The 15,320-nt window shown below is 27.5% G+C and carries 17 protein-coding genes; 2 read left to right on the plus strand and 15 right to left on the minus strand.

Going from position 1 to position 15,320, the window contains the following annotated elements; all coding sequences use genetic code 4:
* Window positions 1–64: 64 nt before the first annotated feature.
* Complete coding sequence (locus AAHM82_RS10795; RefSeq protein ID WP_342263931.1) at window positions 65–1,177, plus strand: integrase core domain-containing protein; 1,113 nt, start codon at window positions 65–67, stop codon at window positions 1,175–1,177.
* 282 nt (window positions 1,178–1,459) lie between these two features.
* Here the strand turns inward: AAHM82_RS10795 and AAHM82_RS10800 are convergent, their stop codons facing one another.
* The 10 genes from AAHM82_RS10800 to AAHM82_RS10845 form a co-directional block, all read right to left on the minus strand.
* On the minus strand, window positions 1,460–2,611 hold the full coding sequence (locus AAHM82_RS10800) for a hypothetical protein (protein WP_342263932.1): 1,152 nt from the start codon (window positions 2,609–2,611) through the stop codon (window positions 1,460–1,462).
* Between the two features lie 152 nt (window positions 2,612–2,763).
* Window positions 2,764–3,552, minus strand: coding sequence for a hypothetical protein (locus AAHM82_RS10805; protein WP_342263933.1), 789 nt, complete (start codon window positions 3,550–3,552; stop codon window positions 2,764–2,766).
* Between the two features lie 265 nt (window positions 3,553–3,817).
* A complete protein-coding gene (locus tag AAHM82_RS10810) occupies window positions 3,818–4,438 on the minus strand; it encodes a hypothetical protein (protein ID WP_342263934.1) in 621 nt (206 codons plus the stop codon).
* A 4-nt stretch (window positions 4,439–4,442) separates the two neighbouring features.
* A complete protein-coding gene (locus AAHM82_RS10815) occupies window positions 4,443–4,691 on the minus strand; it encodes a hypothetical protein (protein WP_215826579.1) in 249 nt (82 codons plus the stop codon).
* 2 nt (window positions 4,692–4,693) lie between these two features.
* Window positions 4,694–4,978 (minus strand): hypothetical protein, encoded by a 285-nt coding sequence (locus AAHM82_RS10820; RefSeq protein WP_342263935.1) that lies wholly within the window; start codon window positions 4,976–4,978, stop codon window positions 4,694–4,696.
* A 3-nt stretch (window positions 4,979–4,981) separates the two neighbouring features.
* Window positions 4,982–5,968 (minus strand): hypothetical protein, encoded by a 987-nt coding sequence (locus AAHM82_RS10825; protein ID WP_342263936.1) that lies wholly within the window; start codon window positions 5,966–5,968, stop codon window positions 4,982–4,984.
* A gap of 24 nt (window positions 5,969–5,992) precedes the next feature.
* The gene (locus AAHM82_RS10830) at window positions 5,993–6,325 is read right to left on the minus strand and encodes a hypothetical protein (protein WP_342263937.1); all 333 of its coding nucleotides are present in this window, start codon (window positions 6,323–6,325) and stop codon (window positions 5,993–5,995) included.
* A gap of 82 nt (window positions 6,326–6,407) precedes the next feature.
* Entirely contained in the window at window positions 6,408–6,635 is a 228-nt protein-coding gene (locus AAHM82_RS10835; RefSeq protein ID WP_342263938.1) for a hypothetical protein, read from the minus strand.
* 164 nt (window positions 6,636–6,799) lie between these two features.
* A complete protein-coding gene (locus tag AAHM82_RS10840) occupies window positions 6,800–7,021 on the minus strand; it encodes a hypothetical protein (protein ID WP_342263939.1) in 222 nt (73 codons plus the stop codon).
* Between the two features lie 2 nt (window positions 7,022–7,023).
* Window positions 7,024–7,350, minus strand: coding sequence for a hypothetical protein (locus AAHM82_RS10845; protein WP_342263940.1), 327 nt, complete (start codon window positions 7,348–7,350; stop codon window positions 7,024–7,026).
* Window positions 7,351–7,863: 513 nt separating this feature from the next.
* Between AAHM82_RS10845 and AAHM82_RS10850 the strand changes: the two genes are divergently transcribed.
* Window positions 7,864–8,349 carry a hypothetical protein gene (locus AAHM82_RS10850; RefSeq protein ID WP_342263941.1) on the plus strand — a complete coding sequence of 162 codons (486 nt, stop codon included), beginning with the start codon at window positions 7,864–7,866 and terminating at the stop codon, window positions 8,347–8,349.
* A gap of 54 nt (window positions 8,350–8,403) precedes the next feature.
* On the opposite strand, the gene argS is transcribed toward AAHM82_RS10850, so the two are convergent.
* The 5 genes from argS to AAHM82_RS10875 form a co-directional block, all read right to left on the minus strand.
* Window positions 8,404–10,071 carry an arginine--tRNA ligase gene (argS, locus tag AAHM82_RS10855; protein WP_342263942.1) on the minus strand — a complete coding sequence of 556 codons (1,668 nt, stop codon included), beginning with the start codon at window positions 10,069–10,071 and terminating at the stop codon, window positions 8,404–8,406.
* Between the two features lie 97 nt (window positions 10,072–10,168).
* Window positions 10,169–11,980, minus strand: a complete 1,812-nt coding sequence (gene lepA / locus AAHM82_RS10860) for a translation elongation factor 4 (protein WP_342263943.1) — start codon at window positions 11,978–11,980, stop codon at window positions 10,169–10,171.
* Window positions 11,980–12,561: a hypothetical protein gene (locus tag AAHM82_RS10865; RefSeq protein WP_342263944.1), complete on the minus strand. Its 582-nt coding sequence runs from the start codon at window positions 12,559–12,561 to the stop codon at window positions 11,980–11,982. Before AAHM82_RS10865 ends, lepA begins: the two co-directional genes overlap by 1 nt.
* Before the next feature lie 20 nt (window positions 12,562–12,581).
* The gene (gene fmt / locus AAHM82_RS10870; protein ID WP_342263945.1) at window positions 12,582–13,520 is read right to left on the minus strand and encodes a methionyl-tRNA formyltransferase; all 939 of its coding nucleotides are present in this window, start codon (window positions 13,518–13,520) and stop codon (window positions 12,582–12,584) included.
* Entirely contained in the window at window positions 13,514–15,304 is a 1,791-nt protein-coding gene (locus tag AAHM82_RS10875) for a DUF2779 domain-containing protein (protein ID WP_342263946.1), read from the minus strand. The genes fmt and AAHM82_RS10875 overlap by 7 nt, the downstream gene beginning before the upstream one ends.
* Between the last annotated feature and the right edge of the window lie 16 nt (window positions 15,305–15,320).

The following is a 15,320-nucleotide window of genomic DNA, read 5'->3' on the forward strand; positions in this document are numbered from 1 at the left end:
TTATCTATGGATATTAACTGTTTTATGTGTTTGATATAGAAAAAAATAAAAAAGGAAATAGAAAATGAAGTATATTGTGCCTAAAAATGATTTAGCAGATTTAAAAGCTAAATTACAATCTTGAATGACTACGATTTATCATGAAAAATATTATCATAAAGTAAAAAAATGAGTAAGTAAATATCTCAATTTATGTACCAACTTATATATGAATAATACAGATAACATATCTGTAAATAAATTGATTAAAAAATATTTTCATGGTAGTAAAATGACATTTTATATTTGAGCTAAAAAAATTATTAATGGTTATTGTCAAGACAACTTTTATGAATTGCAATTCAAATCAACAACACCAAAAAATATTAAATATCAATTTTCATTAGAAACCAGAAAACAAATTTGTGATTATTACTTTGATTACAAATTTGTAGGTGCGGGCGGTGTATTATCGCTTTATCATAATATTCATCAAAAAAATGTGCATGATATCGATACAAATAATGTCCCCAAATCAATTAATACTTTTTATCGTTGAATTAAACAAGACAAACGCTATGGAGAAATAAAAACGCAAATGAAAAAAGCAAAACGCCATTTTAAGCGTTATGAAGTTTCCGAGATTGGTCTTTTACAAATGGATGCTAAAGTGTTTACTGATAAAAATTTTCCTATTGCTAAGCATAGATTATATGTTTATGATTTCATTGACGAAATAACAAGAATTGCTTTTGGATATGTGTATGATAGTTTAGGAACCAATAATGCCATTAATGCCATGCAAAGAGCAATGAAAGATTTTGGCGAACTTGGCATAACAATTAAACGCATTCGCACTGATAATGCTCCGGAATTCACTACTACTAATTGAAGTAATAAAAAAGCATACAAAGTAAAAGAAAGGCCTTTTACAACCTTTCTTTCAAAAAATGGTATTATCCATGAAACCACACCAATCCGTTCTCCTCAAAGCAACGGAAAGATTGAACGGTTTCACCGTAATTATAATAGTTTATTTTGGTTTAAAAAATGTGGTTTTGAAATAAAATTTGATGTTAAGCAATTACAAATTCATTTGAATGAGTGGTACGCATTTTATAATTTCAAACGAAAACATAAAAGCTTGAATTACAAAACTCCATTTGAAACTTTAAATAAATTTATTATTGCAAAATAATTATTTAAAAAATAATAGAAACTCGTGAAAAATGTTTTAATTTGGTTAATTTTGAATTAAATATTTTTTATTGTGAATAAAATTAATTTTTTTTAATTTTAATAATACAAAATATGGTATTATGAAATCAATTAAGAGAAGCATGGTCTAATAACTGTGTGTGATTTACATTTTTAGAACATCCGCCTATTGACAATGTTGTTAGTCCCAAAAGAGCTATTGTATTTAAAAATTTCATAAATTTAACTCCTTTATTTTATTTTTTCAATATATATATATATATTATACAAAAATTCTTAATATCATTAGAAAAATGGCAAAACCGATTAAAAATTGAAATGTGTAATAAAAAGCTGGTACCGTTTTAAAAACTGGAAAAATGGCGGTTGAAAAGTTAACTGTTGCTTTTGCAATAATTGCTAGCGGGTGTAAAATTGTAATGATTTGTGAAGAAGTAATCATTCAGTTAATCATTTTGATACCAGCATTTTGAATGGCACAGCCAATGTCATTAAAGGTTGGTATTAACCGACCTGAATATTTGCAATTTGCTGGCGGAACTAAGTCGTCTCATTCTGAGTTGGTTGAACCGTCAGGAATAAAGGCCGTGGAATTTAATACATTAAAGTCATAGATTTTAAAATTGTAGTTAAAGTTGTTTCCTTTATGATAAAGTGGAAATGTTAAGGTAAAAATGTTAATACCATAACGAATATCAATATCGGTATTGAGATAATTAATACTGTTAACAGTCTTGCCGGCTGGTAATGTGATGAGTTTATTATCATAAGATTTAAGGACATTAAATTCAATTTGATAGATACTGTTATTATCTTTAATAGCATTATAATTCTCTTGATGCGTTTTTTTATCAAAAGTAAAGAAATAACTTCTTAGTAATAATTCCGAATTACCAGTAACATTGATTAAATATTTTTTGGGATAAAAAGTAATTAACGAACGATAAAAGAAACCGATTTGAATAAAGTAATCTTTGTTGTAATTATCTACCCCCTTAAAATCAATTTCGGTATGAGTTTTTTCGTCCATGTCAAAAGTAGCATAAAATAAACTGGCAAAGAAGTTACCAAGGATTTCATAGATTTCCTCAAAAATATTTTTGTAATTACTGTTGTTAATATTAGAAATGTTGTTTTTAAAATAAAGATAAATATCATTTCGTAAATCGGGGTCATAGCGTAGAAAACTAAATTTAACATTTAGATAATTTAAGGTACCAAAAAGATACTTAATTAGATAATAATCGTTAGCATTTGCAGTGTCATATTTTCAGATTTCACTCTCACCATGTAATAATTGTAAATAATTATTTCCAGCAATTAGGGTTTTGTTAAATGCCTTAATTTTAAGGACATTATCGTTGGTATCTTCTTGTTTCGAAATGACCATTTTAATCGTATTTGTTCCTTGCAATTGTGTACTTGTTTCAGTTGCAGTGAATTTAACGGTAAATGTTCTGTCAGCAACATTATCTGTTGTTAAATCAAAAGTAGCACTATCATTTAAGTAATTGTTGTCATTATCTTTAATTTCTGTGTTATAGTCGATGCCTTCAATTGCATTATTTACGCCAGTAAGATTATTAATTGTTTCATTAAGTTTTTTTTAATTTTTTTTATAACTTCAATTTTGGTTGCATTTGTAGGGTCAATTATTTCTGAATTTGGTAAAATAGTTGAAGTTTTGTGATAAAAATAGCTTTCGTCTTTAAAACCGTGATTTTTAATGGTAAATTCTTTATAATAACCTTTTTCTAAGGTGTCAATGAAATTAAATACCGGTGTTCAATAAAGATAAGAATAATTAAATTTGTCAAAATCACCACGATGAATCATTAAATAATCAAGGTTATCAATAACATCACTGTATTTATGGTTCCCGTTAAAATTAGTGGTTGTTGTCGGTAATTCAATATCGGTAGTTTTTTTATGTTGAAAATTAAATTCTAATCAATTATAAAAATTCCGTGTTTTAATTATTTTACCTTTGATATTGGTTACTTTTAAGTCACCATTTCTTCCGAGATTATCAGTTTTTAATGTGCTTATTCCTTCTTCATCTAAATAAATATAACTATTTTTCATAGCTAATGTATTTTTAAAATCAATTGGTAATTTATTTAATCCGCTTTCATTTTTATCAAATTCACTTAAGGCTATACTAAAATTTTGTCTAAATCCGTCTCACATTCAATTAATTCTTGCTTTTGATAAAGTAAATTCGTATGTTTCATTACTTTGTCTTTTATTTCTAATTAGTGAATATGTTGTCATTTCATCATTATTAATGTTTGGGGGAATAGTAAAAATGTTATTGAAACCAATAGTTAGCACGGTAAATATTTTCATAAACATTTTTATCACTCCTTTTTAAAATATTTTATTTTTCGTTGGTCTTTTAGTTTTGATTTTTTTAATAAGTCACTCAATGCTACAGTTCATAATTACCGCTATTGTAATGCATATATCTAAATATCCTAGTATCATAAGTGAAATTAATGCTTCAAATTTTTCATATAATAATTTCAAATCATTAATTTCCAATTTTAAAAATGGAATGAAAAAGATAGTAATCATAAAAATGTAAGGTAAAATTCTCCATCAATATTTTTTTAAAGAATTAATGAGTTTGTTTGGTTTCATTTTTCAAGACTCTTTTTGCTTTAATTTTTTGAACAATAAAGCGGATTAATTTTTCAAATTTAATTGCAAAATATATTGCTCCGCCTCATCAAAAAACAAATATTCCTGCTAGCATAATGCCACTATTAAATTTGCCAAAGAAATCAACCATCTGTTTATTCATAAAATCATTAAATTCTTTACTTGTTCCGGTTATTCATTTAGTATCGATTACTGTTAATGCACAAATTAATAAGCTTATAAAGATGAAAATGATACTTAATGATACTTTTAACCACTGCTTTTTAAAAGAATTTTTAATTTTTAATCTTAATGGTGTTTTTTCTTTTGAATTATCTTTTTTAAATAATTTTCCTAAAAGTTTTTTCATTTTAATTCTCCTTTCGTGTTTAAAAATTTTTAATTTTTCATTTTCAATTATTAAGTCTGATATTTGATTAATATGAATAATATTTCACTTTTCTAGTTTTAAAATTTCTTTATTTTTTTCCATTATTATGTATTTAAGAGTATTAACACTATTTTCTAATATGCCATTAACAATTTTTAATTTGTCATTTTCTATTTCTAATTCTTGGTTTTTAGTTCATTTTTCCATTTTTTTACCTACCTTTAATCACAATAAATAAAGCAATAAGTACACAAGTTACACCAAGAATGGTAAAAATTGGGTGTTGCGAAAATGTTCGCGCCATTGGTTTAAACAGTTCTAAAATTGTTAAATTGCTAGTAATAAACTTTTGGAAATTGGCAAGACCCTCGCTAATATAGTTCGTTAAAGTTTCAAAATGACTACCAGCTAAAAGCCCAAGAACAGTTATTAAGATAAAAATAATAATTAGTTTAAACATTGTTAGTTACCTTGTTTTGTTTTTATTGGTTTTATTTGTTTTTTAGTTTTTCCTCACGCACTTAACCGCCCTTTATTTTTAACAGCATATTGACGTTGTCTTTCTAAATTAACTTGTTGACTACCAAATCCAAGAATAATTGCCATAAGAAATTCTACAGCAAGTGTTAAGAATAAAGGAAATATTAATTGAATTTTCGTTCCTGGCACTTCTAAACTTCAAATTAAATCAAAAACTTTATAAAGCATTTGGGCGAGAAAGTCGGCCATTTTTGCAAGATTTTCCATTTTTTATTGTTCCTTTTCTTTCATTTTTCTTAAAAATTTGCTAAATTTATCCATTTTTAAGTATTCTAAGTCTTCTAAATCAATTGCTGTGTCAGCATAGTATTTATCTTCATAGTCGGGATTTACTTTTGAATTTAAGTAATCTCTTAAAAATGCTAGGTAAAAAGAATTGTAAGTGTTAAGTATTGGTAAAGGAATTTTTAGTTTAAAAAAATAAATATCAAGTTCAGAAATATCACGATATTTAATACGGCGACCCTTTTTGCTATTTTTAGCATCAATTAAGGTGTTTCGTCAGCGTTCATATTCTTCGATGCTTGTAAAGGTGCCATAGATGACTTTTAAGTAAGGGCGAAAAATATTAACTGGTTTTTTACGAATTCCTACAATCACATTATTGGCAATATCACGAACTTTAACTCAAATATGTTTATCTCTTTGACCGCTAGCGAGAACAATATGACCGAAATGGCGTGCCAGAGTGAAATATTCTTGAATACCGGTTTCTTCGTTTTTGGTATTATTTTTTTCTCAATCAGTTCCTTCTAAAAATAAGTTGGTTTCATCTCATAAAAGTAAGGTTTTGTCTGGCAATACCGGATAATCAAAATCTAATAATCCCATATGACCTAAACTTAATTTTTGGGTTTCTAGTAATGGAAAGGTTGAGGCGATATGATATTTCTTCTTTTTTAGTAATTTTGATGCGTATACTAGAAAGGCGGTTTTTCCAGTTCCTAATGAACCAATAACGATGTTTAATGGTGAGTTTTTTAAGAAGTTAATAACTTTGTTAATTTGTGTTAAATTACCGATTTTAAAAAGAAAAATCAAAATACAACCCACTAAAAATAAATAGCTTACAATGTTTTTAAAATAACCGTTGTAAATATATCAAATTGCTCCGCAATGTCATAAAATTAAAAATGAGGTGCGATTTAATTCAATAAAATGGTTATTTTTTTCTATTATTCATTTGCAAAATTTCATCTTGCACCTCACTTTATTTTTTTGTTAGCGTACTGCTCCAAGTAATTTTTCAAACATTTTAAAGCAAATAAAAAATATTGCCAAAATAAATGGAAAAATGAATATTCAGTAGTCAGCAAAGAAGTTACCGACTTGTGGCATATTAACAGCAATAATTTCTCACATTTTAGTAAACGCCGTTATAATTGCATTTCACAATTTAGTCATCGCATCACTAGCTGTTATTTTTTCCACTGTTGCTGGTGCATCGGCCAAGAAAGTTCCAATCATATAATCACCCCCTTTCTTTTTAAAACATTCATCATTTATATTCAAAGTTTTTCTTAAATTTGTTAAAACCACTATTAACCTTAACACGATTGTATTTTTTCCTAATTAATTTTGAATTTCTTTGTGAATGCATCACAATGTAACTTCGCGACATTACTTTTTCTTCTATCTAAATACCGATATTGTTTTTCAAAGTAGCATTAGAATAAATCACACCATAATCGCTGTTAAGAATCAAAAAGCAATGTTTGCTATTAAAAGTCAAAAGCGGTACTTCGGTTAATTTAATTTCTTTACCACCAGTAATATGAGCCGGAATAGTTGTAATTTGAATAAATAAATCTCAGAAAGTTTGTTTAATTTGTTCTCAATCAAATTCTTTTAAGTTTATTATCATTTTTTATCTCCCAAAAATCATTTTTATTGGTAAATATATAATTGAAATTAATGCGAAAAGAAAAGTAATGATAATAATTAATCCGGCAATAAACGCAACTTGTACAGGCATTTTTTCTATCGGAATAAATAATTTTAAGAATTCCATAATAATTTCTCAAAACATTATTTTTTATTCTCATTATTTTCTTTTGAATTAGGGGTTTTAACTCATTCTTCAAAGCGAGCAATAAACACTTTTTCATCTTTTGTAAAATTACCAGTATTATTTTTAATGGCATTTTTATATTTAATTCTAATTTTTATTTTGGCATAAATTTTATAAGCAAAATATGCCAATAGCATGATGCTGATAATAATAAATATTAATCCAATCGCGATATTCATTTTTAAACTCCTTTAAAATAGTTATAATTTATATCTTTTTTGTTGTTTTCTTTTTCGGCAATGAAGAAGCTTAATAATTCTTGTCCCTTAATTAATTTGGTTTCATTTTCTTTCTGATTAATTGAAATTATTTGATATTTACTATCTTTTATTATTCCGATGCAAATAGAATTTTCATATTTTCCTTTATAAACAAATCGCTTTGGAAACCAAATACCGATTTGTTCATTAAATCACGGAATTTTTGGTGCTTTAATAAGCATTGCGTTTTGTGTTTCTTTTAAAAGATATTTTTTAGTATTTAAAAAAATGTTTTCAATGTTTTTCATAATAAATTACCTTTCTTTTCTTATAGATAAACTAAGTTATATTAACTAAGTTAGTTAACTTAGTTTTTTAAACACTTATATATCGCAGATTTAAGTGTTTAACAAGCTTTGTTAGTAAATTTTGTTTTTTAATTAGATAAAGATTTTAATAATTTTAAACTTAGTATATCCCTATATAGAAATTTCTACACTTTAATGTCCGCATCCTACCCTTGGAACTAATTTAATAGCGTGTATATTTTTAGGAAATCCACCCATTCATTTTTTTATTGCAAAACGAAACAAATTGCTATAGCTAATAGGATGTTATCTATTAACTGGTAAACTTCTTTTGGTTATGGCGACCACCCACAATTTATCGTGCTTTAATACATACCAACATTATTAATTCACTTGTATTTAATTTTCAAAGAACAAATTTTTAACATCTTATAAAATAAAAAGACAATCATTGCTGACTGTCTTAATACTTATTCAAATCTTTTCCTACCTAACAAAACTTTATGCGTCCCTATGCGTATTATTCCCTATGAACTTATTTGCTATGCTAACAATATGAGTCTATCAGCTTTAAGAAAAGAAATTTCAATGTATGATTATTGTCTTAATAAAAATAAAACCAATATCGCAATGAATCCTTTTTTAAAGTTAAAACGGCCTTATTTTAATCTTGTAATTTATACTTGAATAACTGAAATGAACAAAAGAAATTTATATGTGGGAACATTAGCCCAATATTATGCTAAAAATAATCCCCCAAGTTTAATAATAGACACCAATATTTTTCTCATTATTGAATGTTGTTTACAATGAGATTTAAAACAATTTAATTGTTATGAAGAAAACCTTTCATGATTTGCTGTTATTAATAAATTTCTAACTAAACAAAACATTTCTCTCACTAAATGAAATTTAACAACTTATAATGAAATAAAACAATGATACGAAAAAAATTTATGCGAAAAAATAATCGTGGGGAAATGAAACCTTATAAGTTAAATATGACAACAGTAATTACTTTCTTAAAAGCGACACTAACTCTGAATAAGCAAATTACATTTGATCCTTAAAATCAACAGCAATTAAGTTTAAAGCATTTTTAAAGACATACTGTGTGCTAATAATTAAATGCAATCTTTGTTCTGATAAAGCAATATTAGTTTCATCCAAAATTTTACATTCTGAATAATATGAATGAAATCCTCATGCTAATTCCTGAATATAATCACAAATAATATTGGGTTGACAAAATTTAGCAGCACTTTGTACTACTTTACTAAAATAATCCAAGACTTTAATTAACTCTCGCTCCTTGGGATGTGTTAATAAATGATAACTAGCAATTGTCTTTGTTAAATCAATATTATGAGGCACATTTCGTAAAATACTCGCACAACGCGCTGTAGCATATTGAAAGTAATAAACCGGATTATTATTACTTTGAGATGTTAAAAGACGCAAATCTAAATCCATATGACTAGAAGATGCTTTTGAACATAACATATAACGAACAACATCAATACCTAATTCCGCAACTAAATCAATTAACCATACGGCTGTCCCTTTTCTTTTTGACATTTTATATTCTTGACCATCTTTAATTAATCGCACCATTTGAATAATAACAATTTTTAAAATATTAGCATCATAACCTAAAACTTGTAAACCCGCCTGCATTCGTGTTAAATAACTATGATGATCTGCACCTCAAAAATTAACTAAATAATTAGCTTTTGCTCGTTTAATTCGTAAATTATGACAAGCTAAATCCGGTAAAATATAAGCATACGATTTATCTTGTTTAACAAGAACTCGGTCCTTATCATCACCATAATCTGTTGTTTTTAACCACAAAGCACCATCTTTTTCAAAAACTTTATTAGTTGCTTGCAATTCCTTTACTAACTTATCAATTTCTTTTGTTGTATACATTTCTAACTCACTCGACCAATAATCAATATTAATCCGAAAATCCTTTAATTGCGTTTTAATTAATTGTAAAAAGAAAGCAACTGACTCTTGTTTAAATATTGCTAATACTTGTTCATCATTAATGACATCATTAACAATTCGTACGGCAATAAATTTATCTTGATATTTATTCACAAAATTAGTTGCTAATATTTCTTGATAAACACCCTGATATGATTGTTCTGGTATTTCAACATTAACCCCTAATTTTTGCAAATAATACGAAAAAATTGTATTTGCTAACACATTAATCTGATTACCAGCATCATTAAGATAATATTCTGTTTCAACAATATTTCCTACAAATTTTAAAATTCTTGCGACCGCATCACCAATAGCACCATTACGAGCATGACCAATATGTAAAATTCCTGTTGGATTAGCAGAAACAATTTCTAAATTATATTTAATATTAGTCGCTTCTCCACTACCAAACTTAGTTTTTAATTTTAAAATTTCCGTAATAACAGCACTAAGTCCATTTTGATTAATTGTTAAATTAATGAACCCAGGAAAAACAAAATCTATTTTAGTAAAAAAATCATTTAACTTAATAATAGCAATAATCTTTTTAGCAAGGACTTCCGGTTTTTGCTTTAAAATTGGTGCTAACACCATCGCAATATTAGTAGCATAATCACCATATGCAATATTACGAGTTTTCTCAATAACAATATCATCAACAAAAGAAGTAAGATTATTTACAGCCTCTTTAATTATTTTTTGGATTTGATTTAAAATTAACGACATTAATATTTCTCCTTTTTCGCTTCATAATTTTATTACTAACAATAAAAATATTAATAATTTAAAATAACCGATTAATTAACATTTCAATATAATATGCTTATTTATCATCAATAGATAAAACTGCCATAAAAGCTTCTTGTGGTAATTCTACATTTCCAAAAGCCTTCATCCGCTTTTTACCCTTCTTTTGTTTTTCTAACAACTTTTTCTTACGATTAATATCACCACCATAACACTTAGCAGTAACATTTTTCCTTAATGCCTTAATAGTTTCTCGCGCAATGATTTTATTACCAATGGAAGCTTGTACAGGAATTTCAAAGTTTTGTTGCGGAATAATATCCTTTAATTTAGCACATAAATTTCTTCCACGAGCATACGCAAAATCTTTATGCACAATCATTGATAAAGCATCAACAACCGCACCATTTAATAAAATATCCATCTTTACTAATTTACTTGGTCGATAACCTAATAATTCGTAATCTAATGAAGCATAACCCTTCGACACAGATTTTAAACGATCAAAAAAATCAAAAATAATCTCATTTAATGGCATTTCATAAGTTAAAATCCTTCTTGTATCATCAACATAAACAAGATTTTGATAAATACCGCGTTTTTGCTGACATAACTCCATTAAACCACCTAAATAAGTTTCAGGAGTCATCATCGTTACTTTAACAAAAGGCTCATTAATACTACGAATTTTTTGTACTTCCGGTAATTTACTCGGATTATCCACAGTAATAATTTGTTGATCAGTTAAATGCACTTCATAAATAACACTTGGCGCCGTAGCAATTAAATCTAAATTATATTCTCTCTCAAGTCGTTCTTGGATAACATCCATATGTAATAAACCTAAAAACCCACAACGAAACCCAAATCCTAATGCTTGTGAATTTTCTGGTTCATATACCAAAGCAGCATCTGATAATTGCAATTTTGATAATGCATCTTTTAAATCTTCATAACGCGAACTATCAACCGGATATAATCCACAATAAACCATTGAATTAATTTTTCGATAACCTGACAATGGCACTAATGTTGGAAAATCAACATGTGTCATTGTATCTCCTACTTGAACATCTTTAATATTCTTAATAGCCGCCGCTACTCAACCAACCTGACCAGCATAGATTGCATCCTGCTGAACTTCCAACGGTGTCTTAATACCAACACTAATAACTTCATATTCACCCTTTGTTGCCATAAAACGAATCTTATCATTAAGCTTAACAGTTCCTTGAAAAACACGAATGAAAATCATTACACCACGATATTGATCATAATAAGAATCAAAAATCAATGCCTGCAAAGGAGCATCATCTTGGCATTTTATTGGAGCAGGAATATCCCTAACAATAGTTTCTAACACTTCATCAACATTTAAACCAGTCTTGGCAGAAATTAACGGGATATGCGAATACGCAATTCCTGTCAATGCTTTAATTTGTTGTTTAATTCTTTCGGGGTCCGCATTAGGCAAATCAACCTTATTAATAACAGGAATAATTGTTAAATCATTATCAATCGCCAAATAAACATTAGCTAATGTCTGCGCTTGAATCCCTTGCGTAGCATCAACCACTAATAATGCTCCCTCACAAGCCGCTAAACTACGCGAAACTTCATAAGTAAAATCTACATGTCCCGGCGTATCAATTAAATTAAAACAATATTGTTGATGATCCTTAGCAACATACTGCAACTGCACAGCATTCAATTTAATAGTAATTCCTCTTTCGCGCTCTAAATCCATTGAATCTAATAATTGTTCTTTTAATTCTCTTTTACTAACCGTACCCGTTAATTCTAAAAGCCGATCCGCCAAAGTAGACTTACCATGATCAATATGAGCAATAATACTAAAATTACGAATTAAATTTTTATTTGTTGCCATTATTTTTTAATTTCCTTACTTTGTTCTAAATTACTATTTTCTAACGCTGTCGCTCGTAAATAATCAAAATCATTATCACTTCAAAGATGACCATAACTGACACTATTAATTCTAATTAAAAACCAAGTAATAAACAAGGAAAAAATATATGTTGATATCGCTTGCACAGCATCATTAATTAATGCTGTAATTGCATAACTATAATCAAAATTAGAAATAAAGTAAGTATATGGTGGATAAATAATTAAAACTGGTAAAACCGCAAAAAAATGACTGATAATAAAATGAAAATATGGTTCTAATATCCGAATAATAACAAACATTAAAATCCTAACAACAATCGTAATGGGAACAAAAACAAAATATCCCCCCATAATATCAGCAAATGCCATCGCAATCGGATTAGCAAATAAAATCATTGGTCCAGAAATAAAGGTAATTAAAGGTAAAGCAATAATATCAGCTAATTGCAAATAACCAACACCAATTTTAATAAAACTAGAAGCATAACCACAAACCATTAAAAGACCTGTGATTACACCTGTTGTTGCTAAATATTTCAATGAACGAAAACGATACATTTTTCTTTCAAATCCTTTCCTTAAATAAATTTTGTTCCAACCCGCAAAGGATGTTGTCCTTGATAAAAATTTTTAACCAATATTGCTTTTTTACCCTCAGGTTGTAATCTTTGAATTAAAACACTTCCTTTACTCGTTTGAACTTCAATACCATCTTGTTGAAATGATAAAATTGTCCCAGCTGCTTTTTCCTGTTTATTAATATCATAAACGATCGCCTGATGTATTTTATAAATCTTATTTTCATAAGTCGTATAAGCTAAAGGGATTTCAAAAAGACCACGAATTTGACAAGTTACTTTTCTAGCATCAACATTTCAAATAATCTTTTCATTATTTCGTTTAATATTTAAACCAAACGATACAAGTCGTTCATTTTGGATTTCTGGAGTAATTTTACCACTAATTATTAAGAATAAATATTTTTCCAACATCATATTTGCTAACAAAATTAAACGGTAATGCAAACTACTTGCCGTTTCATTTGCTACCAACCTAATTTTCTCTTGAACAAATACAGGTCCCGCATCCATTTGTGATGTCATTTTCATTAAACTAATACCAGTTTCCTTTTCATCATTAATTACCGCTCAATGAATTGGTGCTCCACCTCGTAATTTAGGTAATAACGAAGCATGAATATTTAAGCAACCTTTCGGCACCAATTGTAAAATCCTTGTTCCCAAAAATTGACCATAAGCACAAGTAATTATTAAATCAGCATTTAAATTATCTAGTTCTAAAACAATATCGTTAATATTATCTGGTTGAAAAATCTTTAATTTTGATACTAATGCTACTTGTTTAACAGCACCAATCGTCATTTCTTGCTTTCTTCCCACCTTACGATCAGGTTGACAAACAACAGCTACAACTTCAATAAAATCCATTGCTAATAATTTTAATAACACTTCTTTAGCAAAAATCGGTGTTCCCATAAAAATGACTTTCGTTACCATTCAATTCACCCCTGCTCTTGCAACAATTCAGAAATTTTAGTAAACAAAACTACCATCCCATAAGTATCGCGTTCACAATATAATAACAAATTTTTAACATAATTGTCTTGTCATTGTTGCAAACTAATAGTTTTTCAAGCATCATTTAATTTCAAGAAAAACAAATGATTATTATCTTTTTGTAATTCATTATACAACCGTTTACGAAATAAACTGGAAGCATCGGTTCCCTTTTGCACTTCTAAATCATCATAAGAAAATTCCGAATTAAAAGCCGGCAATGTTTTCTTAATTGAAAGACTACCATTAAATTCTGCTTTATAAATTGCAAAATTTTTAAAGAAATCCATTAAATCAACAGTCCAATCAGAAATTTGCATTAATATTTCTTCATAAATCGGATATAATAATGCCATTTTTTTTAAAACTTGCTTCTCAAAACTTTTATTATATGCAACATAAGTACCTATGCCATACCGTGTTAAATCCTTAATTAAATTTTCAATTAAAACTAAACGATGATCACCAACACCATCACTTAAATAACGATAATGTTTAATATTATGTTTCTCTTCATTAAACTTATTATCCAATAAAACATGAATTGAATACTGAAACGGAATTTGCTCATATGGTGTACTATTTTCATATTTCGGAATGGCACTTTTAACAGTTTCAAAATCATACATATAAATCGGATACACATATTCCTTATATATACTTTGTAAATATCTTCGTTCTGACAATGCAACAACACCTTCTAAATTTTGGACAACTTTAATTTGTCGATATTGATTAGCTGTTAAATTAAGATCAAAAAAATTAGATGTATAAAGCGACAAAAAATTATCTTCATAATATAATCTTGCTTTTTTAGTTTTTACTAACCGATAAAGATTAAATATTGTATGCTCTTTGGGTAATTTAGCATAAACATGAATACAATAATCATATTTACCCCGATTATGACATTGACTAGTCTTTAACCACGCTAATGCTTCAGCAACTGGCATTTGAAAAATATCTTTAATGCGCTGAATATCTTGATTAAAATCGCGCTTTGCTAAATCTTTTTTTACACCAACCATAATATTTTCTTGCTTTGAACCAGTAGTTGTTAAATTATATTTACTTGCTAAAATAAACAAATTATCATATTCTAAATCACCTTGATGAAAATAAAAACCATTTAAATGCATTAAATAAATATTTTTAATCTCAATATTACAATTAGTCAAAATATAATATTGATAAAGAACATCATATAAATGTTCGCGATGAACCTTAGTTGTTGCCTTAACTTCAATTAAGTCTCAACCTGTACCATTTCGTTTTAAAATATCAACTTTCGTAACACAGTCATTATATTCAAATCGTGGTTCAAACAATACTTCAAGATTAGCATCAAGAATTTTTTCTACCGTTTTATTTGCCACAAGATGTTTTTCATAAGTATCTAAATCAAAACAACGATAATTTCGTAAAAAATATTGCTTAGCATGATAACCTACTTCTAAACCATCAAGAATAGTTTCACTATCAATTACCTCTAAATCGCTAAAACTATAATCATCGTTCGCTAATAATTCTAAATTACGAGCAGAAATATTCGTCAAGTCATCTTTTTGCCTTTCATCACCAAATTCAGGCAAACTAAAAAAATAAGTTAACTCCCTATCGTGCCATTGAATTGTCTTTTGATGATTTTCTTTTCGTAAAAGAAATGATAATTTAGCACATTCCCGATAATTTTTATAATCTTCTTTATATATTTTATGAAGCATTTTGTCATTTCCTCAA

Source organism: Spiroplasma endosymbiont of Clivina fossor (assembly GCF_964031115.1).
Lineage (GTDB): Bacteria > Bacillota_I > Bacilli_A > Mycoplasmatales > Nriv7 > Nriv7.